The sequence below is a fragment of the Achromobacter sp. CF-sbj1-Ac2-l genome (assembly GCF_052698165.1).
Genome location: NZ_CP199855.1, coordinates 3,468,507 through 3,489,112, shown reverse-complemented (window position 1 = coordinate 3,489,112; position 20,606 = coordinate 3,468,507). Strand labels below are relative to the sequence as shown.

Below are 20,606 nucleotides of genomic sequence, written 5' to 3'. Positions count from 1 at the left end.
CGGCCGCGCCTCGCGACACAACATCGCGCGCATCGGTTTTCCATCGACGCCTGTCCGGCGCCGAGGGGCGCGGTCGACCTTCGCATCCGCGAAGCCGGCCATGCACCGAACCGGGGCCCGACGCCTTTCCAGGCGCGGATCCCGCGCGCGGCACACAAAGGGAATCACGCATATGTCAGCTTCATTCATCACGGTGGAACAAGGCATCAAGACCGCCGGCGTCGGCAAGTTCCAGTACCGGCTGTTCATGATTTTCGGGCTGGTCTGGCTGGCCGACGCCATGCAGGTGCTGTCGATCGGCTTCAGCGCGCCTTCGATCGCCCGCACCTTCGGCATTCCGGTGCCCGAGGCCTTGCAGACCGGCACCGCGTTCTTCGTCGGCATGCTGATCGGCGCCTTCGCGTTTGGCCGGCTGGCCGACCGCATCGGCCGCCGCCCGGTGCTGATGATGGCCGTGGTCATCGACGCCTGCGCGGGCGTGGCCTCGGCCTTCGCGCCGGACTTCGCCTGGCTGCTGTTGCTGCGCTTTGTCACCGGCATCGGTGTCGGCGGCACGCTGCCGGTGGACTACACCATGATGGCCGAGTTCCTGCCGAGCGAACGCCGCGGCCGCTGGCTGGTGCTGCTGGAATCGTTCTGGGCCCTGGGCACCATCTGCCTGGCGCTGCTGGCCCTGGCCGCGCTGTCGTGGGGCGACGATGCCTGGCGCGTGATCTTCTTCGTCACCGGCCTGCCGGCGCTGATCGGCGTGGTGCTGCGCTTCTACATCCCCGAGTCGCCGATGTACCTGAACCGCAACGGCAAGTCGGGGCAGGCGCGCAAGGTGCTCGAACGCGTGGCCCGCGTCAACGGACGTCCGACCGACATCCCCGAGCTCAAGCCGGAACTGCATGAGCGCAAGCCGCTGTCAGCGCTGTTCTCGAACGCGCTGCGCCGCCGCAGCATCGCGCTGTGCCTGGCCTGGGCGCTGATCTCCATCGCCTACTACGGCGTGTTCGTCTACCTGCCGATCAAGCTCAGCAGCCAGGGCTTCGCCTTCATGCGCGGCCAGGAATTCCTGGTGCTGCTGGCGCTGGTGCAGTTGCCGGGCTTCGCGCTGTCGGCCTACGGGGTGGAGCGCTGGGGCCGCAAGCCCACGCTGGTCGGCTTCCTGATCCTGAGCGCGGTGGGCTGCATGCTGTACAGCCTGGGCACCTCCAGCTTCCTGGTGGTCGGCTCGACGCTGCTCATGAGCTTCGCGCTGCTGGGCACCTGGGGCGCGCTGTATGCGTTCACGCCCGAGGTCTATCCGACCGACCTGCGCGCCAGCGGCATGGGGCTGGCGGGCGCGGTGGCGCGCTTTGGCGGGCTGTTCGCGCCGGCCATCATCGCGCCCATCATGGCCACCCACTTCACGCTGGCGCTTGCGGTGCTGGCGGCCATGCTGCTGGCCGCGGCGCTGTCGATCCGGGCGGTCGACGTCGAGTCGCGCAACCGCGCGCTGGACTGATCCGTCAGAAGGGCGGCGCGCATCCGGGAGGACGCGTGCCGCTTGCACGCCGGAAGCCCGGGCGCCGGACACCCGGACGCCGGAAGCCCGGACGCCGGACGCCCGGACGCCTCATTCCCCGGCGTCGCCCTCGATCATCTTGCGCAGCAGGAATTCCAGCGCCACGCGCTCGGCGGGATTGAGCGTGCCATAGGTGCTTTCGGTGATCTGCAGGGCGAAGGGTTCCATTTTTCGCACCAGCTCCTGGCCCACCGGGGTCAGGTTGATCACCACCTTGCGGCGGTCGTGCGGGTCGTGGTCGACCCGCACCAGCTCGCGCTGCTTGAGCCGGTCCACCACGCCGCGCACCGTGGCCTGGTCGATGACCGTGGCCTTGACGATATCCGCCAGCGAACTGCCCTGGTTGTCGCGCACCGAGCACAGCACGACGAACTGCGCCGCGGTCAACTGCGAGTCGGGGATGTACTGCTGGAACAGGGCGGTATGCCGTTGGTACACGCGCCGCAGCAGGTGTCCAATCTGGTCGGAGAACAAATAGCTGTCCTTGTCGGGGGCGGACTTGTTTTTCACATTTCGCATAAGCCTATCCGAAGCCATACCCTGGGTACGATGATCTATCTCAATGGGATGTCCGGAAGTTTACGGGGCTTGCCGCCTTTGTGCCGACAGGGATCAGGTTTTTCGCAGCGCCGCCATGAAGCAGGCCACGGCCAGCACCGCGCAGGCGGCCGCCAGCGCATAGAACGCAGGCCAGCCGACGAGGGCGATCAATGCCGGCATGCCCAGCAGTGCCAGCGTGCCGACGAAGCGGCCCAGGCCGTACAGCAGCGCGTAGTCGGTGGCGGCCTGGCCGCCCGCCGCCCAGCCCAGGATCAGGCCGCCCATGACGATGTACAGGCCGCTGACGCAGGCGCTGATCGCGATCGAGGCCCCGATGGCCAGGTCCGCGTGGCCGATGCGCAGGGCCATGACGATGGCCAGCGCGCCGGCCACGGTGGCCGCCAGCAAGGCCCACAGCAAGGGCCGCGGGGCGCAGCGCCGCAGCGCCGCCGGCAGCGCCAGGGCCATCGCCAGGTTGGCCAGCGGCGCGGCCACCCCCAACACCCAGCCGATGCGGGCCAGCGGCACGCCCAGGTCCACCAGCATCAGCCGGTTCAGGTTGAACAGCGCCATCAGCGCGCAGGTGACCAGGCTGATGCGCAGCAGGCGCCCGGCCATGGCCGGTTGCCGCAGGGCGGCCCGCAGGCCCGGCCTTGCCTGCCGCGCCGCCGCTGGCGCGGCGTGGTCGGGCAGGCGCCAGGCCGGCAGCGTCGCGAACGCCATCAGGGCGGCCAGCAACAGCAGCGCGCCTTCCCAACCCAGGCGGGGAAACAGGCCGACCAGCACGCCGCCGCCCAGCACCGCGCCCAGCGACAGGCCGCCGACCTTGGCCGCCGATGCCGCGCCGCGATGGGCGTCGGCAATATGCTCGACCGTCCAGGCGTCCAGCGCCACGTCCATGGTCGCCACCGCCAGCGTCGCGGCCAGGCCCAGCCCGAACAGCGCCGCCAGCGGCAACGCGCCGCCCAGCGCGATCGCGGCCACCAGCAGCACCGCCAGGCCCTGCGCCGCCACGATCCAGCCGCTGCGCCGGCCCAGCCAGGGCAGGCGCCAGCGATCCACCAGCGGGGCCCACAGGAAGGTCACGCCGAACGGCAGGTACAGCGCGAATACCGGCGCCATCGAGGTCAGCGCATGGCCCTTGCCGCGCATGATCGGGCCGACGCCGCCCTGCACGAAGCCGAGCACCGCGCCAAGCGACACGTACAGGGCCGCGATGGCGGCCAGGCGCGCCCAGGGCGCGGCGGGTTGGCTGGTCCGCATGTCAGAACTTCCAGCTCATGCCGACGCCCGCCAGTCGTTCCTGTCCCAACCGCACAGAACTGACCGTGGGTCCCCAGCTCTGGCCCGCCACCAGATATCGCTTGTCGAACAGGTTGTAGACGAAGCCATAGATTTCCAGCGGCCCGTCGCGCCAGCCGGCGCGCAGGTTGACCACGTCGTAGGCGGGCAGGGTGAAGCTTTCCTTGACGTCGGCCGCGCGCGCGCCGACGTGCTGCCAGACGATCTGGCCGTTGAGCTGGCCGGGCAGGCCGAGCGGTCGCGCCGGCGCCTCGACTTCCACGCCCAGATTGGCGGTCAGGCGCGGCACATTGGGCACACGGTTGCCCGACTGGGCGCCAGTGGCGCTGCCGGCGGGCACCGAGACCAGTTCGGCATGGGTGTAGCCGGCGCCGCCGATCAGCTTGACGTTGGGATGCACGCGCGCCGCGAAGTCCAGTTCGGCGCCCTTGCTGCGGTAATCGAGCGAGGCGGGCGTGAACAGCAGGGCGGACGGGTTGAACACGATCAGGTGGCCGCGCTTGACCTCGTTCAGGAATACCGAGCCGTTCAGGTCCAGGCGGCGGTCGAACCATTGCGACTTGAAGCCCAGTTCGTAGGTCCAACTGGTCGAGGCCTCGAACGGCGTTTCCGGCTTGCCGGTCGGCGTGTTGACGGACACGCCGGCAAAGCCGCCCGAGACATAGCCGCGCGACACGGTGGCGTACGTCATCAGCGCGTCGCTCCAGTCATACGACAGGCCGGTGCGGCCGGTGACGAAATTGTCGGACAGCGTGTCGTGCTGGCGGAAGTTGGCCACCACCGCGGGGTTGCCGTTGCCGGTGTAGCGGTAGCGCGCGTCCTTGGCCTCGTGCGTGTAGCGCAGGCCAGCCAGGGCCTTCAGTTTCGGCGTCAGCGGCACGCTGGCCTCGCCGAACAGCGAGGCGCTGTCGGTCTTGATGCGGTTGGCCTGGGTGCCGTTCTGGGTCTGGAAGTTGAACGCCGCTGGCGAGGCCTTGGCGGTGGTGTCGTTGCGGAAGCTGGAGTGGAAGTAGTTGGCGCCCACGGTCCAGCCCAGTGCGCTGGTTTCCGGCGAACTCAGGCGCAATTCCTGTTGCCAGCTCTGTTCCTGGAAGCGGATGTCGGCGTAGTCGGCGTAGGGCACGTTGTACACGGACGCGGGCCGGCCGGTCATCGCCGAATAGATCAGGCCGTCGGTCAGGTCGAAGGCCTGGCGCGAGCGCGAATCCAGGTAGCTGGTCAGCGAGGTCAGGGTGAAGTGCTCGAACTCGTGCTCGACCTTGACGCTGCCGCTGCTGTCCTTCCAGTCGATCTTGTTCTCGGGATCCGAGGCGGTCTGCGGAAAGCGCGGGTTCTGCAGCCATACGAAGCGCGGCGCGGCGGCCTTCTGCTGGTCGTGCGATCCGGTGACCGTCACCACGGTGTTGGCGCCGGGCGTCCACAGCACCGTGGCGCGCGCCGCGCCCACGTCGGCCCAGCCGACCTTGCCGCCTGAAGCCAGGTTGGGGGTGGTCCCGTCCACCGTGGTGTAGCGCAGCGCCAGGCGCGCGGCCACGGTGTCCGACAGGGCCTCGTTGGCGATCAGTTCGCCCAGCCGGTGACCGTGCGAGCCGATCTCGCCGCGTATGGTGTATTCGCGGTCGAACACCGGCTGGTTGGCGATCACGTTGATGGCGCCGCCCTGCGTGTTGCGGCCGAACAGCGTGCCTTGCGGCCCGCGCAGCACCTCGACCCGGTTCACGTCCAGCAGCGTCGGCGGCGCGCCGTAGACCGAGCGCGGCACGTCGTTGGCGTACATCACCACCGAGGTGTCGTCCGGCGACAGCGGCGCGAACGAGCCCACGCCCCGGATGGTGAAGACGTTGGAATTCTGGCCGCCCGTGTCGGTGAACGCCAGGTTGGGCGCCGAGCGCGCCAGGCCGGCGTTGCCGGCCTGCGGCGCGGCGTCGGCGCTCAATTGCTCGCCGTTCAGCACGGTCATGCCGATGGGCACGTCCTGCGCGCTTTCCTCGCGCCGGCGCGCGGTCACGGTGACGGCGGGCAGTTCGGTGGCGCCGGCCCGGGGCGGGTTGGAAGCGGCCTCCGACGCCGTCGTCGACGCCCACGCAGCGTCGGAGGCGGCTGCGGGAGGCGTTTGCGCCCGCGTTGAGAACGGGGGCAGGGTCAGCGACAACGCCAGCAGCAGGGGGCGGCACAGGCGGCGGCGCGGGAGCGCGGGTGACGGGGGCAAGACAAACTCCAGGGTGGTTAATGAGAATTTGTCGCAATTCTATTGACTAAACGTTTGGTCAGTCAATTGATCAATGCGTTTCGCGCCCGTAACATGCCGGTTGCCGCAACGATGGAGACCCTCGGCATGACAGAGCTGCGCTCGCAATACACGACGCCCGACGCCCGCGACGTGATCCTGGAATCGGCGCTGACGCTGTTCGCCCGCCTGGGTTTCGACGGTTCGACCATGCGGCTGATCGCGCAGGAAGCCAAGGTCTCGCCCGGGCTGATCCACCATCATTTCAAGGACAAGGAAAGCCTCTGGTCCAAGGTGGGGGAATGCATCACCGAGGATTTCCTGGCCGCGATCGAGCCGATCACGCGCCAGCCCGTCACGGCGCGCACGGTGCCTGACATGGTGGGCAGCTATCTGCGCTACTGGAAGACGCACCCGGCCGCTTTGCGCTTCCAGCTTTGGCGCGTGATGGGGGCGCAGGAAGCCGAGCGCCGGGCGCGCTCCGAACGCCTGAACCGGCTGTTCGTGCCGGTCTTCGCGCAGGCCCAGAAAGCCGGCTTCGTGCGCGCCGACATTCCGGCTGGGCAGGCCATGATCACCACCGGCGCGCTGATCCAGTACTGGCTGCACAGCCACCTGGAAGTGGCCGACGCCATCGCGGCGGGCGGCGGCGCCATGCCGGACGAGGCCGCGTTCCTGGAGTACGTGTTGAGCCTGGTGGGGGCGCGGCGCCCGGGCGATGCGGCCTAGTGGCCGTTTCTTTTCGTGATTGACAGGCCCGGGGTGCAGCGACCTTCCAACGCGTTTCGCACTGGTGCATGACCGCCCGCAGGCCGGGCCTGCAACGGCGGCTCAGCGCGGCGCGGGGGCGGACACCTTGGCGCCGCCACGCCAGCGGTTCACCAGCACCAGCAACGCGGTGGCCAGCAGCAGCACGGTGGCGGTGGCGATGACCGCCGCGTAGCCCGCGTCGAACGCGTCGCGGGCCAGCCGCGCCAGCGCGGCGCCTGTGTCGCTGGACAGGCCCTCGGCCACCACCAGCGCTTCGTCCAGGCTGTCGCGCGCCGCACCGGCCCCGGCTGCCGGCAGGCCGGCGGGCACGTCCAGCGTGTGCGCGTACACCCCCGACAGGATCGAGCCCATCAGCGTCACCCCCAGCGCGCCGCCCAGTTCATACGACACTTCCTCGATCGACGCGGCCATGCCGGCGCGCTCGGGCGTGGCGCTCTGCATGATGGTGCTGGACGCGGCGGTCATGGTGGCGCCGATGCCCACGCCCAGCACGCACAGGCTGGCGATCTGCGCCGCCAGCGCGCCGTCGTAGCTGAACAGGTAGCCGCCCATGCCCAGGCCGGACACCAGCAGCGAGACGAACAGCAGGCGCGCGCTGCCCACCTTCGGCAGCAGCCAGCCGGCCAGCGGGCCGGCGATGAACGCGGCCAGCGGCAGCGGCAGGATGTAGAGCGCGGCCTGGATCGGCGACATGCCCAGCACCAGTTGCAGGCGCTGGCTGAACACCAGCTCCATGCCGAGCAGCGCCGCCGCCGCGAACAGCGCCGAGGCCACCGCCGAACTGAAGCTGCGGTTGCGGAAGATGGCGAAGTCGATCATCGGATGGGGCCGCGCGCGCTGGCGCCGGGCGAAGATGAACAGCATCGCGGCGCCGCCGGCGCAGGCCAGCGCGGCGTCCAGCCAGGACGGCTGGGCGCGGCCCAGTTCCTTGAGCGCATAGGCGGTCAGGATCAGGCCGACCATCACCTGCAGCGAGCCGACCAGGTCCCAGGGGCGCTGGCGGTCCGGCTGGCCGGCCGGGATGTAGCGGCGCGCCAGCGGCAGCGCCAGCAGCACGATCGGCAGGTTGATCAGGAACACCGAGCCCCACCAAAAGTGCTCCAGCAGGATGCCGCCGATGACCGGGCCGAGCGCCGCGCCGCCCGAGGCCACCGAGGCCCAGACGCCGATGGCGATGGCGCGCTCGCGCTCGTCGGCGAAGGTCAGGCGCAGGATCGACAGCGTCGCCGGCATCATCATGGCCGCGCCCACCGCCAGCACCGCGCGCGCCGCGATCAGCGCCGCGGGGTTGGGCGAATAGGCCGCCGCCAGCGAGGCCGCGCCGAACACGGCCAGGCCCATCATGAACAGGCGCTTGTGGCCCAGGCGGTCGCCCAGCGTGCCCATGCCCAGCAGCAGGCCGGACACCACCAGCGCGTAGATGTTGACGATCCAGAGCTTGGACGAGGCCGTCACGCCCAGTTCGTGCGTGAGCCGAGGCAGGGCGGTGTACAGCACGGTCATGTCGACCACGATCAGCAATAGGGCGCTGGAAACGATGGCCAGCACCAGCCAGCGACCCGGCGCGGGCGCGGCGACAGCGGGGGAGGGATTGCGCTGCGTCATGCATTGACTCCTATAACGCCGGACATTTTCAATCTATGAAGCATGGATAAGAAGTTGGAATCCATCTATAAAATAGATGTATAGGTGGCGGCTCCATCGCCCCGTGCGGCCGGCAACCGTTTTGAAGGCTTGCTTGGCCACCCCTGGAGACAACCATGCACTGGACCCTGGAACAACTGCGGCACTTCGTGGCGGCGGCGGACGCCGGCTCGTTTTCGGCGGCGGCGCGCCAGGTGGGCCGGGCGCAATCGGCCGTCAGCACCTCGCTGGGGTTGCTGGAAGCGGACCTGGGGGTGGAGCTGTTCGACCGCTCGCGCCGCAATGCCACGCTGACCCGGGCCGGTGAAGTGCTGTTGCAGGAGGCGCGCGAGCTGTTGCGCCAGGCGGCGGGATTGGAGCAGCGGGCGCTGTCATTCGCGGCCGGGCAGGACGCGCACCTCAGCCTGGCGCTGGACGAGGCCTTGCCCGATCGGGTGCTGGGCGCGCTGGTGAAGGAGGTCTCGGCGCGCTTTCCCGCGCTGGAGCTAACCCAGTTGAACGGCACGGCCACCGAAGTGGCGGACTATGTCTCGCAGGGGCGCGCCAGCGTGGCGTTCCATTACGATCGCGGCGATCCGGGCGCGGCCTTCGCCCATCGCTACCTGGGCGACGTGGGACAGGGCATCTTCGTGGCGCGCGACCATCCGCTGGCCGCGTTGCCCGAAGTCACGCGCAACGACCTGGCGCGCCATCGTCAACTGGTGATGCGGATGGAGGGGGTGGAGGATGTGGTGATGAGTCCGTCGGCGTGGCGTTCAGACAGTTTCTACAGCATCGCCGCCATGGCCGTGGATGGCTTGGGCTGGGCCATTCTGCCGCTGAACATCGCCGAGTACGAGGGCTACCGCGAGGACCTGGCCAATGTGCCGTGCGTCGGCCTGTCGCTGCCGCCGCTGTCGGTGCGCACGCTCTGGCTGCAGGGCCGGACGCCGACGGCCACCGAGCGCTGGATCCAGGATCGCATGGAGCAACTGCTGCATCCGGCGGCCTGAGCGGGCCGGGGCGGCCGGGCGGCCGGCGCTGGCCGCCTGCGGAAGGCGACCGCCGCGGCGGCCCGAGCCCGGGCGCGTCAGGCCTTCTTGCGATACACCAGCACCGGCGTGGTGGAGTGCGCCAGCACCTTCTGCGTCTGGCTGCCCAGCACCACGGCGGCCATGCCGCGCCGGCCGTGCGAGGCCATGGCGATCAGGTCGCAATGGCGTTCGCGGGCGGTGTCGATGATGGCCTGGTAGGGATCCTCGTGGGTGGCGCGCAGCGTTTCGCAGGGCACGCCGGCCTCGCGCGCCTGGGTGGCGGCGGCGCTCAAGAGGCGTTCGGCCTGGGCGCGGATCTGGTCCTGGTAGTCGCTCAGGCTGTGGGCCACTTGCGCCGCGCCCATGGCGAAGACGTGGAAGGGTTCCTCGACGGTGAGGATGGTGGCCTTGGCGCCCAGCGACTTGGCCAGATCAAGGCTTTCGACCAGCGCTTCCGAGGACAATTGCGAGCCGTCCGTGGGAATGAGAATGTGCTTGTACATGGTGTCTCCCGTGTTTGTGCAGCGGCCGTCGCGACTTGCGACGGTTACGTAACACTGTATCGGCCGGGAGAGGGCGGCTACTTGAGCGGGATCAAACCTTGCGCAGGGTCAAACCGCCCCGCGCGGCCCCGCGTCAGCTCAACAGCGCCGCGACCAGGTCGCCGCCCGCGCGGTCGCTTTCGCTGAAATCGAGCGCCGTCTGCACGTGTTCCAGGTGCTCGTCCATCAGCGCGCAGGCGCGGTCGACGTCGCCGGCGCGGGCCGCTTCGATGAAGGCGTGATGCTCGCGCGATGAGCAACTGGCATCGTGCGAGCTCTGGTACAGCACGGTGATCACGGCGCTGCGCGCCGACAGCTCGCGCAGCATGCCGGTCAGCACCGAATTGCCGACGGCCTCGGCCAGCAGGATGTGGAAGTCGCCCAGCAGGCGGTTGCGGGCCTGCACGTCGCCGCTTTCGACCGCGGCGCGCTCCTGGGCCAGGTGGGCGTCGATGCGGCGGTAGTCGGCCGCCGTGGCGCGGGTGACGAACTCGCGCGCCAGCGCGGCCTCGAGGATGCGGCGCACCGCGTAGACCTCGCGCGCCTCGTTGGCGTCGGGCTTGCTGACGAAGGCGCCCTTGTCGGGCACGATGTTGATGAGCTTGTCCTTGGACAGCATCAGCAGGGCCGCGCGGATCTTGGTGCGGCTGACCTTGTAGACGCGCGCCAGCGCCTCTTCGCGCAGGCGGGTGCCGGGCGGCAGCCGGTGCGCCACGATGGCGGCGGCGATGGCCTTGGCGATATCGTCGGCGCTGGGATCGGCGGGAACTTCCTGGGTCATGAAGCGCGGGGCGGAAAGACTGTATGGGCAGCCAGTCTATCAAAATCCCGGGCTGGCAACATTTATTGCATACGAAAATTGTTGGAGCCGCTGCCTCGTCCGCCGCGCTCAGGCGCGGAACGCCGCCGGCTGATACTGGCCGAGCGCGTCGAGCAGCCGCGTCCAGGCCTGCACGCCCTCGCGGATCGAGCCGATGCGGAAGAACTCGTTGGGCGCGTGCACGTCCTCGTCTGGCAGGTTGAAGCCGAACATCAGCGTATCGATGCCGAGGGTTTCCTTGAACACCGACGTGATCGGCACGGAGGCCCCCAGCCGCACATGGATCGGATCGCGGCCGTCTTCGGTCCGCAGCACCGCCTGGGCCGCGCGCACCAGCGGATGGTCCGGCGCCAGCGTCGAGGCCGGCGAGCCGTCGTGCATCGCCACCACCTCCAGCGCGGCGCCGGGCGGGCAGTGCGCCCGCAGGTGCGCCAGGACCGCGCGGATCACCCGCGCCGGGTCCTGCCCTTGCACGACGCGCACGGTCAGCTTGGCCGACGCTTCGCAGGCGATGATGGTCTTGGTGCCGGCGCCGGTATAGCCGCCCCACATGCCGTTCACGTCCAGGGCCGGGCGCAGCGTGATGCGCTCGCGCGGGCTGTAGCCGGGCTCGCCATGGCTGGTCGCGCCCACGTCGTCGAAGAACGCCGCCTCGTCATAAGGAAAGGCGGCGGTGTCCTGGCGCTGGCGCGGCGTGGGCGGCGCGGCGTCGTCGTCGAAGCCGGCCACCGCGACGCGGCCATCGGCCGCATGCAGTGTGGCCAGCAGCGCGGCCATGTCGTGCAGCGCATTGCGCACGCCGCCGCCATAGCGCCCCGAATGCAGATCCTTGGCGGCCGTGCGCAACCGCACCTCCAGCGCCGCGTTGCCGCGCGCGCCGGTGTTGATGGTCGGCACCTGGGCGCTGGCGCGGCCGCCGTCGGCCGACAGCACCGCGTCGGCGGCCAGCAGGGCGCCGTGGCGCTGGATCAGCGCGCGCAGCGTGGGGCTGCCGGTTTCCTCTTCGCCCTCGATGAACACCTTGATGTTGACCGGGCAACTGCGCAGCGTGGCCAGGAAGGCGAACACCACCTCCAGCGCCACCGTGGTCGACCCCTTGACGTCGGAGGCGCCGCGCGCATAGAGCCGGTCCCCGACCTGGGTCGGCTCGAAAGGCGGGGTGCGCCACAGTTCCAGCGGGTCGGCCGGCTGCACATCGTAGTGGCCGTAGATCAGCAGCGTGGGCTTGCCGGGCGCGCCCAGCCACTCGCCGTAGACGGCCGGCTCGCCGCCGCCCTCCAGCAATTGCACGTTGTGCAGCCCGTCGCGGCGCAGCCGCTCGCACAGGAAGTCGCGCGCCCGCGCCATGTGCGGGGCAAAGGCCGGGTCGGCGCTGACGCTGGGGATGCGCAGGAATGCCTTGAGCCAATGCGCGATCAGCGGCTGGCGCGCGTCGAGGTGCGCCAGCACCGGCTGGATGAGAGTGTCGGACATGCAGACTCCGTGGGAAGGAAGAGGGCGGCCGCTCATTCGGCCTGGAAACCGCTGCTGCGCACCAGTTCGGTCAGGCGCGCGGTCTGTTCGGCATAGAAGGCTTCGCTGGCGCCCAGGGTCTGCGGCTCGAACAGGATCTTGCCCTGGGCCAGCAGCGTCTTGCGCGCGGCGGGGTCGGCCAGCGCCGCCTCGACCGCCGCGTGCAGCTTCTGCGCCACCGCATCGGGCGTACCTTGCTTGACCATGTAGGCGGTCCAGATGGTGTAGTTGAAGTCCTTCAGGCTGGCGCTTTCCTGCACGCTCGGCACGTCGGGCAGCATCGGCAGGCGGTCGCGGTTGAGGGTGGCGATGATGCGGATGCGGCCTTCGCGCCGCAGGTCCTCGTAATTGGCCTGATAGGGCACGATGGCGAAGTCGATCTGGCCGCCCGCCATGTCGGTCAGCATCGGCGAGGCGCCGCGATAGGGGATGTGCGTCAGCGCCAGGCCGGCGCGCTTGGAAAGCGCCTCGGTGATGAGGTGAATCATCGAACCCGCGCCGCCCGAGCCGTACGTCAGCGGCGCGCCGCCGCGCCGGGCCAGCGCCACCAGTTCATCGACGTTGGCCACGCCCAGCCCGGCGCGCGTCATCACCACGTAGGGCGAGGTGGCGACCGGCGCGATCATGCGGAAGGCCTCGGGCCTGTAGTGGACCGACTTGTTGGTCAGGCCGGCCAGGATCAGTTCGTTGGGCGAGCCCTGGAACACGTAGTAGCCGTCGGCCTTGGCGCCCAGCACGCGATTGGCCCCGAGCACGCCGTTGGCCCCGCCCAGGTTCTCGACGATGACCTGGCCGCCCAGCGCCTGGGTCATCGGCCCCTGCAGCGCGCGCGCCGTGATGTCGCTGGCGCCGCCGGCCGGATACGGCACCATCAGCGATACCGGCCGGGCGGGGTAGTCTTCGGCGGCGGCGGCGCCCGTGGCCAGCAGGGCGAGCGCGGCGACGGCGGATAACAGCAGTGTCTTCATCGGAGTCCCTTGGGTGTTGTGTGTTTTCCGGAATGCTAGAAGCGCTGTTTTCATCTGTCCAATCGATTGATTGGCTGATTACAATGCGTTTTATGCATGATTTTTCGCGGCGCGGCCGCGTCCCGGAGATTTCATGAATCTGTCGCAACTGGCTCATCTGGTGGCGCTGCTGGAGACCGGCTCGTTCACCCGCGCCGCGGAATCGCTGCACCTGTCGCAGCCCGCGTTCAGCCGCAGCATCCAGTTGCTGGAGGCCGAGCTGGGGGCGCCGCTGGTGGATCGCATCGGCAAGCGCAACGAGGCCACGCCGCTGGGTCGGCAGGTGGCCGCGCGCGCCCGCCGGGTGCTGGCCGAGGTGCACGAGATCCGGCGCGAGGCCGAGCTGCTGGCGCAGGGCGAGGCCGGCGCGGTGGCGCTGGGCCTGGGCGCCGCGCCCGGCGCGCTGTTGAGCGTGCCGCTGATGCGCCATGTGATGGACGTCTATCCGCGGCTGCGCGTGCGCCTGTCGCGCGGGCCGACCGACGCGCTGCTCGCCGGCCTGCGTGAACGCGCCCTGGACGCGCTGGTCGTGCACGTGCGCACGCTGGACGACGACGCGGACCTGGACGTGGCCGCCATGCCCAGCCTGGCGTCGGGCTTTGTCTGCCGCCCGGACCATCCGCTGCTGGCGGGCCCCGCGCCGTCGCTGTCGCAGGTGCTGGCGTATCCCGTGGTGTCCACCGGCCTGTCGCCGGAGATCCGGCGGCGCGTCTCGGCGGCGCGGCCGGACGGCTTCGAATTGCACATGGAAAGCGAGGACATCGCCGGCCTGCTCGATATCGCCGCGCGCTCCGACGCGCTCTATCTGGGCGTGCTGGCGTCGGCCGCCGGGCCGGTTGCCGAGGGCCGCCTGGCGCGCCTGCTGCCGCCGCCGGATTTCGACATCGCGGCGCATTTCGCCTTTGTCACGCTGCGCGGACGCAGCGAAAGCCCGGCCACCCGCATCGCGCGGGAGTTCTGCTTCGAGCAGATGGGGCGGGCCGCGCAGGGGGCGGCCGCCGAGGGCTAGGGCCGGCTCACACGGCAAGCAGCCTCGCGCAGGTTCGGGGAGGCGCCTCGCCGCGTCGACGACCCCTGGCGCGACGGATTCATGCCGCTTTGTGCACAATCGGCACGCCAGCCCTGATCAATCGCGCGGCCGTCTTGGCGTATCCTGCTGCGGTCGGCGCCTCGCGCCAGCGGCGCGCGCCGCCGGCCATGCCTTTCTCCCTGGAATTCCCCATGCCCACTGGCCTTTCGTCCGCGTTGCAGCGCTTTCCCCGTCATGCCTTGCTCGACGGCCCCACGCCGATCCAGCGCCTGGCCGGGCTGGAGGCGGCCCTGGGCGCCGCGGCCAACGGCGTGCGCCTGTACGTCAAGCGCGACGACCACATGTCGCTGGGCGGCGGCGGCAACAAGCTGCGCAAGCTGGAGTTCCTGCTGGGCGAGGCGCGCGCGCAGGGCGCCGATACCGTGGTGACGGTCGGCGGCCTGCAATCGAACCACGCGCGCCTGACGGCGGCGGCCGCGGCCCGCGCGGGCATGGCCTGCGAGCTGGTGCTGGGCCGGGTGGTGCCGCGCGACGACGTCGATTACGAGGAAAACGGCAACATGCTGCTGAACCGCCTGTTCGGGGCGACGGTGCATGCGCTGCCGGTGGGCGCCGATGCCATGGCGGCGGCGCTGGAGCGGGTGCGCGCGCTGGAGTTGGCCGGGCGCCGCGTCTACCTGGCGCCGCTGGGCGGGTCGACGCCCGTCGGCGCGCTCGGTTACGCCGCCTGCGCGCTGGAGATCCTGGCGCAGTCGCGTGAACTGGGGGTGGACTTCGCCCGCATCGTGGTGGCCAACGGCAGCGCCGGCACCCATGCCGGCCTGGCGGCCGGGGTGGTCGCGGCGGGCCTGCCCGCCAGCCGCGTGCAGTCGTTCACCACGCTGGCCGACGCGGAGGTCGCGCATGCCAAGACGGTAGACCTGACCGCCGCCACGCTGGCGCTGCTGGCGCAGGGCCGGGCGGACGACGTTGCGGCGCCGGCGCCCAATGACATCCTGGTCGATGGCAGCCAGCGCGGCCTGGCCTATGGGGTGCCCACGCCTGCCATGCTGGAGGCGGTCGGCCTGCTGGCGCGCAGCGAAGGGCTGCTGCTCGATCCGGTGTATTCCGGCAAGGCCTTTGCCGGCCTCCTGGCCGACGTGCGCGCCGGCCGCCACGCGCCGGGCAGCGACGTGCTGTTCGTGATGACCGGCGGCGCGCCCGGCCTGTACGCCTACAAGTCCGCGTTCCAATGAAAAAACGGGCCGGCCGCCGCGAGGCGCCCGGCCCGTCCAGGACGGAGCCTGGGGGCGGCGTCAGTCCTTGGCCATCAGCCCCAGGTACTCGATCAGCCCCTTTTCCTTGACGTAGGTCGCCTGGGCCCAGGCCTTGTAGTCGGCGCTGTCGCGGTAGGCGGGTTCCTGGTTCAGCTGTTTCATGACCTCGATGCTGGCCGGGTCGAACAGCGCCTTCTTGAAGGCGTCATGCAGCGTCTTGACCACCGCCGGGTCCATGCCCTTGGGGCCGGCCAAGCCGTAGGGCGAGGTCGATACGACCTTGTAGCCCAGCTCCTGCGCGGTCGGCACGTCGGGCCAGCGGGTGGTGCGCTTTTCGCCGAACGTCACCAGCAGCCGCATCTTGCCCGAATCGACGAACTGGTCCCAGCCGGTGGCGTCGCTCTGCGCCATCACGTGGCCGCCCAACAGCGCCTGCTGCATGTCGGCGTTGCCCTTGTAGGGCACGTGGTTCAGCTTGACCTTGGCGTTGATGGCCACTTCCTCGATCAGCAGGTGCGGCGACGAGCCCACGCCGGTCGAGCCGTAGTCGATGGTGCCCGGATGCTGGCGCGCGGCCTCGATGTACTCATTGAAGGTCTTGTAGGGCGAGTCGGCGCGCACCGTGAAGCCGAAGGTGTAGCCGGACAGGCCGATGATGAAGGTGAAGTCGTTGATCGGGTCCCACGAGGTCTTCTGCATGTACGGCATGCGTAGCATGGCCAGCGTGTACAGCGCGACGGTGTAGCCATCCGGCTTGGCGGTGCGCGACATGGTCGCGGTGCCCAGCGTGCCGCCCGCGCCCGGGCGGTTCTCGACGATGACGGGCTGGCCCAGGTACTTGGATGCGTCCTGCGCCACGATGCGCAGGTGGCGGTCGGTGGAGCCGCCGGCCGGGAACGGCACGATCAGCGTGATGGGCTTGGTGGGAAAGGCGCTTTGCGCCGACGCCGCGGGCGCCAGCGCGCCGCCGGCCAGCGCCAGCAGCAGGGCGCCGAGGCAGGCGCGGCGCAGGGGTTGGTGGGCCATGGGGCTTGTCTCCGATGTGATTATGGTTTTGTGTGTCGTGGCTGTGTTGTGAGGCGCCGGTCAGCCGCGCAGGGCGACCTTGACCGGCAGTCGTTGCAGCGCCTCGCGCAACTGCTCCTTCAGCGGCGCGGGGGTGGCGGCGTCGGCTTCTACGGCGACGTCGGGCTGCGCGTCGGACAGCACGCGCAGCAGGGGACTGTCCGGCGGCAGGCCGGCCTGTTCGAGGACGCGCTCGACCACGGCGCGCGCCGAGACCGCCGTGGCCAGGCGGCGCAGGTCGGGCTTGTAGATCTTGCCGACGTTGGTCATGGGCATCTGCTCGAGCACGATGACGCGCTTGGGCCGTGCCGGCGCCTCGTCGACGTGGGCGGCGGCGTAGGCGATCAGCTCGGCCTCGGAGACCTCGGCATCGTCGGCCAGGGTCACGAAGGCGATCGGCAGTTCGCCCGCGTACGGATCGGGCGCGCCGACCGCGGCGCAGATGCGCACCGCCGGGTGCGAGGCCAGCGCATCCTCGATGGTCTTGGGATCGATGTTGTGGCCGCCGCGGATGATCAGATCCTTGGCGCGGCCCTGCAGGTGCAGGCGGCCCTCGCTGTCCAGGAAACCGACATCCCCGCTGATGAGCCAGCCGTCCTCGGTGAAGGCGCGCGCCGTGTCCTCGGGGTCGAGAAAGCCGGGGATCACGTTGGGCGACTTGAACAGCAGCATGCCTGCCTGCCCGGGCGGCAGGTCGCGCGCCGGCTGCCCGGCGGGCGCATCCAGGCCGACCACGCGCACCTGCACATAGGGCAGCGGAAAGCCCACGCAGTTGACCGGAAAGCGCGAGCCGGGCGGTGTGATCGAGGTGATGCCGGCCATCTCCGTCATGCCCAGGCTTTCGTTCACGTGCAGGCCGAACAGGCGCTCGAAGCGCGCCGCCAGCTCCGCCGGCAACGGCGCGGCGCCGGTGCGGCAGTAGCGCAGCGACGAGATGTCGGCGCCGTCCAGCGGGATCTCGGCCAGCGCCGCCAGGATGGTCGGCACGCCCTGCAGCGAGGTGGCCCGGTGGCGCTCGACCAGCCGCCAGTAATTGCGCAGCACCTCGCGGTTGCGCAGCAGCAGCGTGGTCGGGATCACGGTCTGCACGCCGGCCGACAGCGCCGCCAGCGAGGCCGGCAGCACGCCCGCCACGTGGAACAGCGGATAGCCGTTGATGACCACGTCGCCGGGTCCCGCGCCCTGCAACTGCACCGCCGCCCAGGCCGTGAAGACCTGGTTGGCGTGGGTGTGGATGGCCAGCTTGGGCGCGCCCGTGGTGCCGCCGGTGTGGAAGTAGGCGGCCACGTCGTCGGCGCGGATCACGCGGCCGCTGACCAGCCGGTCCGAGGGCTGGGCAGCGCGCGCGCTGTTGAAGTCGAGCGCGAAGTCGGGCAGCGCCGGGCGTTGCGACGGCGGCTCGTCGTGCGGCGCGACGCGCAGCAGCGTGCGCAATGTCGGCACCCGCTCGCGCAGGCGCAGGGCCTTGGACCAGGACTCGCATTCCGTGTCCGAGCCGTAGGCGATCAGCACCTTGGCGCCGGCGGTGGTCAGCAGCGAGGCCAGCTTGTCCTCGGTCAGCAGCGGGTTGAGCGGCTGCACGATGCCGGCGGCCTCGCCGCCCCACAGCGCCAGGTGGTATTCAAGGCAGCCCGGCAGCAGCACGCCGACGGCGTCAGTCGGGCCCAGCCCCAGGCTGTGCAGCAGGTTGGCGGTCTGGTGGATGCCGGCCAGCAGCTCGTCGTAGCGCCAACTGATGGCCGGCTCGTCGGGATCGGCGTTGCGCAGGAAGGTCAGCGCGATGCGGTCGCCAAAGGCGGCGGCCGAGTTGCGGAAGATCTCGTAGGTGCTTTGCACCGTCAGCGTCTCGGCCAGCGGCCGGGCCGCCAGGCGGCGCACGTCGTCGATGGAACGCACCGGGAACGGCGCGGCGAAAGGCGGGGCGACGGGAGGGGCGGTGGGGGAGGCTATGGGGGCCTGCGTCATGATGCCGTCCTCGCCGCTTACGCGCGCCCCAGCGCGATGTAGCGCCGCAGGTGGTGGTCCTCGTCGCCGAGCTGGTGGTCGATCATGACCAGCCGCTTGGCGTAGTGCGCCAGGGGCAGCTCCCAGGTCATGCCGATGCCGCCGTGCAGTTGGATGCTTTCCTCGGCCACCAGCGTGCCGATGCGGCCGATGGTGTACTTGGCGGCCGACAGCGTCCGTTCGCGCGTGGCGCGGTCGGGGTGGTCGAGCGCGGCGGCGGCGTTGATGACCGCCGAGCGCGCCTGCTCGATCTCCAGCAGCACGTCGGCCATGCGGTGCTGCAGCGCCTGGAAGCTGCCGATCGGCACGCCGAATTGGCGCCGGGTGCGCAGGTATTCCAGCGTGGCGTCGCGGGCGCAGTCCATCGCGCCCACGGCCTCGGCGCACAGCGCCAGGATGCCGCGGCCGGTGGCGTGTTCCAGCAGCGCATGGCCGGCGCCGGCCTCGCCCAGCAGGCTGTCGGCGCCCAGCGCCACGTTCTCGAACGTGAGTTCCGCGGCGCGGCCGCCGTCGATCAGGTCGTAGCCGCGCGCCGTCACGCCCGGCGTGCCGGCGCTGACCAGGAACAGGCTGATGCCGGATTCGTCGTCCTCGGCGCCGGCGGTGCGCGCCGACACCAGGAACAGGTCGGCATGCTTGCCCCCCGTCACCACGGCCTTGGCGCCGTTCAGCGCCCAGCCGTCGCCGCTGCGCTCGGCGCGGGTGCGCACGTCGTTCAGGGCGTAGCCGGAGGTGGGCTCGGCCGCGGCCAGCGCGGCGGTGATGCCGCCCGCGATCAGGCCGTCCAGCGCCTCGCGCTGCGCCGGGCTGCCGGCTCGGGCGATGGCGCTGCCGACCATCAGCGCGTCCAGGAAGGGTTCCAGCACCAAGCCGCGGCCCAGCGCCTCGAACACCACGCTGATGTCAAAGCCCGCGCCGCCCAGCCCGCCGTGTTCCTCGGCGAACAGCGCGCCGATGGCGCCCAGTTCGGCATAACGGCGCCAGAACTCGGGGTTGTAGCCCTGCGCCATCCTGGCGTGGCGTTCGCGCGTGGCGAAGTCGTATTGTTCGGCGACAAAGCGGCGCAGCATGTCGGACAGCATGCGCCGGTCTTCGGTGTGTTCAAAGTTCATGGCCGGCCTTTACAGTCCCAGGATCATCTTGGAGATGATGTTCTTCTGGATTTCGTTGGAGCCGCCGAAGATCGACAGCTTGCGGTTGTTGAAGTACTGCGCCGCGGCGCTGTCGGCGCCTTCCGGGCCGATGGGCGCGGCCTCGTAGCCGTCGTGCAGGGCCTCGGCCACGAACGGGCGGGCGTAGGGCCCCATTGCGCGGCGGTTCAGCGCGGTGATCTCCTGGCGGATCTGGGTGCCGCGGATCTTCAGCATCGAGCTTTCGGCGCCGGGCGCGCCGCCGCCGGCCACCGCCGCCACCACGCGCAGGTTGGTGGTGCGCATGTTGGCCAGTTCGATCTCCACCCGCGCCAGGCGCGCGGCGAAGTCGGGATCCTCGGCCAGCGGGCGGCCGTTCTTCTTCTGGCTGGCGGCCACCGCCTTCAGGCGTTCCAGCGCGGCGGTCGACTGGCCGACGCCGGCGATATTGGTGCGCTCATAGGTCAGCAGGTATTTTGCGCAGGTCCAGCCGCGGTTTTCCTCGCCCACCAGGTTCTCGACCGGCACCCGCACGTCCGAGAAGAACACTTCGTTGACTTCATGCTCGCCGTCCAGCGTAATGATGGGGCGCACCTGCACGCCCGGGCTGGCCATGTCGATCAGCAGGAAGCTGATGCCTTCCTGGCGCCGGCCCTCGTTCGAGGTGCGCACCAGGCAGAAGATCATGTTGGCGTACTGGCCCAGGGTGGTCCAGGTCTTCTGGCCGTTGACGACGTAGTGGTCGCCGTCGCGCACCGCGGTGGTCTTGACCGAGGCCAGGTCCGAGCCGGCGCCGGGTTCGGAATAGCCCTGGCACCACCAGTCCGAGCCGTCCAGGATGCGCGGCAGCCAGTGGCGCTTTTGCGCCTCGTTGCCGTACTTGATCAGCACCGGCCCCAGCATGCTCAGGCCGAAGGGCACGATGCGCGGCGCGCCGGCCAGCGCGCACTCGTTGTCGAAGATGAACTTCTGCGTGGCGCTCCAGCCGGTGCCGCCGTATTCCACCGGCCAGTGGCTGGCCAGCCAGCCCTGGCGGTTGAGGATGGCGTGCCACTCGACCATGTCGGCGCGCCCCAGCAGCTTGCCCTGCGTGACCTTGGCCGACAGCCGCGCCGGCAGGTTGGCGGCCAGGAAGGCGCGGACCTCGTCGCGGAAGGCGTTTTCTTCGGGGGTAAATTCCAGATCCATCGGGCG

Annotated in this window: 17 protein-coding genes; 5 read left to right on the top strand and 12 right to left on the bottom strand. The window is 70.3% G+C overall.

Features of this window, described 5'->3' with window-relative positions; genetic code table 11:
- Window positions 1-172: 172 nt before the first annotated feature.
- The gene (locus ACUDCK_RS15840) at window positions 173-1,489 is read left to right on the top strand and encodes an MFS transporter (protein WP_006385090.1); all 1,317 of its coding nucleotides are present in this window, start codon (window positions 173-175) and stop codon (window positions 1,487-1,489) included.
- 111 nt (window positions 1,490-1,600) lie between these two features.
- On the opposite strand, the gene ACUDCK_RS15835 is transcribed toward ACUDCK_RS15840, so the two are convergent.
- From ACUDCK_RS15835 to ACUDCK_RS15825, 3 genes are all read right to left on the bottom strand, one after another.
- Window positions 1,601-2,068, bottom strand: a complete 468-nt coding sequence (locus ACUDCK_RS15835; RefSeq protein WP_026384857.1) for a MarR family winged helix-turn-helix transcriptional regulator — start codon at window positions 2,066-2,068, stop codon at window positions 1,601-1,603.
- Window positions 2,069-2,161: 93 nt separating this feature from the next.
- Window positions 2,162-3,352, bottom strand: coding sequence for an MFS transporter (locus ACUDCK_RS15830; RefSeq protein ID WP_175166889.1), 1,191 nt, complete (start codon window positions 3,350-3,352; stop codon window positions 2,162-2,164).
- A gap of 1 nt (window position 3,353) precedes the next feature.
- Window positions 3,354-5,600, bottom strand: a complete 2,247-nt coding sequence (locus ACUDCK_RS15825; RefSeq protein ID WP_175166890.1) for a TonB-dependent receptor — start codon at window positions 5,598-5,600, stop codon at window positions 3,354-3,356.
- A 126-nt stretch (window positions 5,601-5,726) separates the two neighbouring features.
- On the opposite strand from ACUDCK_RS15825, the gene ACUDCK_RS15820 reads away from it, so the two are divergent.
- A complete protein-coding gene (locus ACUDCK_RS15820) occupies window positions 5,727-6,347 on the top strand; it encodes a TetR/AcrR family transcriptional regulator (RefSeq protein ID WP_054415957.1) in 621 nt (206 codons plus the stop codon).
- A 102-nt stretch (window positions 6,348-6,449) separates the two neighbouring features.
- Here ACUDCK_RS15820 and ACUDCK_RS15815 read toward each other — a convergent pair whose 3' ends face one another.
- On the bottom strand, window positions 6,450-7,994 hold the full coding sequence (locus tag ACUDCK_RS15815) for an MFS transporter (protein WP_175166891.1): 1,545 nt from the start codon (window positions 7,992-7,994) through the stop codon (window positions 6,450-6,452).
- A 155-nt stretch (window positions 7,995-8,149) separates the two neighbouring features.
- On the opposite strand from ACUDCK_RS15815, the gene ACUDCK_RS15810 reads away from it, so the two are divergent.
- Window positions 8,150-9,025, top strand: a complete 876-nt coding sequence (locus ACUDCK_RS15810; RefSeq protein ID WP_006385087.1) for a LysR family transcriptional regulator — start codon at window positions 8,150-8,152, stop codon at window positions 9,023-9,025.
- 77 nt (window positions 9,026-9,102) lie between these two features.
- Here the strand turns inward: ACUDCK_RS15810 and ACUDCK_RS15805 are convergent, their stop codons facing one another.
- The 4 genes from ACUDCK_RS15805 to ACUDCK_RS15790 all read right to left on the bottom strand — a co-directional run bounded on the left by ACUDCK_RS15805 (window position 9,103) and on the right by ACUDCK_RS15790 (window position 12,888).
- On the bottom strand, window positions 9,103-9,549 hold the full coding sequence (locus ACUDCK_RS15805) for a universal stress protein (protein WP_054502385.1): 447 nt from the start codon (window positions 9,547-9,549) through the stop codon (window positions 9,103-9,105).
- A gap of 133 nt (window positions 9,550-9,682) precedes the next feature.
- Window positions 9,683-10,369 (bottom strand): GntR family transcriptional regulator, encoded by a 687-nt coding sequence (locus ACUDCK_RS15800; RefSeq protein ID WP_175166892.1) that lies wholly within the window; start codon window positions 10,367-10,369, stop codon window positions 9,683-9,685.
- Window positions 10,370-10,477: 108 nt separating this feature from the next.
- Window positions 10,478-11,881 carry a dipeptidase gene (locus tag ACUDCK_RS15795; RefSeq protein WP_175166893.1) on the bottom strand — a complete coding sequence of 468 codons (1,404 nt, stop codon included), beginning with the start codon at window positions 11,879-11,881 and terminating at the stop codon, window positions 10,478-10,480.
- A 32-nt stretch (window positions 11,882-11,913) separates the two neighbouring features.
- Window positions 11,914-12,888 (bottom strand): tripartite tricarboxylate transporter substrate binding protein, encoded by a 975-nt coding sequence (locus ACUDCK_RS15790; protein WP_175166894.1) that lies wholly within the window; start codon window positions 12,886-12,888, stop codon window positions 11,914-11,916.
- A 133-nt stretch (window positions 12,889-13,021) separates the two neighbouring features.
- Between ACUDCK_RS15790 and ACUDCK_RS15785 the strand changes: the two genes are divergently transcribed.
- Both ACUDCK_RS15785 and ACUDCK_RS15780 read left to right on the top strand, forming a co-directional pair.
- Window positions 13,022-13,936: a LysR family transcriptional regulator gene (locus ACUDCK_RS15785; RefSeq protein WP_175166895.1), complete on the top strand. Its 915-nt coding sequence runs from the start codon at window positions 13,022-13,024 to the stop codon at window positions 13,934-13,936.
- Window positions 13,937-14,148: 212 nt separating this feature from the next.
- On the top strand, window positions 14,149-15,192 hold the full coding sequence (locus ACUDCK_RS15780; RefSeq protein WP_175142710.1) for a D-cysteine desulfhydrase family protein: 1,044 nt from the start codon (window positions 14,149-14,151) through the stop codon (window positions 15,190-15,192).
- Between the two features lie 60 nt (window positions 15,193-15,252).
- Here the strand turns inward: ACUDCK_RS15780 and ACUDCK_RS15775 are convergent, their stop codons facing one another.
- The 4 genes from ACUDCK_RS15775 to ACUDCK_RS15760 are packed head-to-tail and all read right to left on the bottom strand — an operon-like array spanning window position 15,253 to window position 20,600.
- A complete protein-coding gene (locus tag ACUDCK_RS15775) occupies window positions 15,253-16,239 on the bottom strand; it encodes a tripartite tricarboxylate transporter substrate binding protein (RefSeq protein WP_116792396.1) in 987 nt (328 codons plus the stop codon).
- A 60-nt stretch (window positions 16,240-16,299) separates the two neighbouring features.
- Window positions 16,300-18,243 (bottom strand): acyl-CoA synthetase, encoded by a 1,944-nt coding sequence (locus tag ACUDCK_RS15770; RefSeq protein ID WP_175166896.1) that lies wholly within the window; start codon window positions 18,241-18,243, stop codon window positions 16,300-16,302.
- A gap of 17 nt (window positions 18,244-18,260) precedes the next feature.
- Window positions 18,261-19,394, bottom strand: a complete 1,134-nt coding sequence (locus ACUDCK_RS15765; RefSeq protein WP_175166897.1) for an acyl-CoA dehydrogenase family protein — start codon at window positions 19,392-19,394, stop codon at window positions 18,261-18,263.
- A gap of 9 nt (window positions 19,395-19,403) precedes the next feature.
- Window positions 19,404-20,600, bottom strand: a complete 1,197-nt coding sequence (locus ACUDCK_RS15760; protein ID WP_175166898.1) for an acyl-CoA dehydrogenase family protein — start codon at window positions 20,598-20,600, stop codon at window positions 19,404-19,406.
- Window positions 20,601-20,606 lie beyond the last annotated feature (6 nt).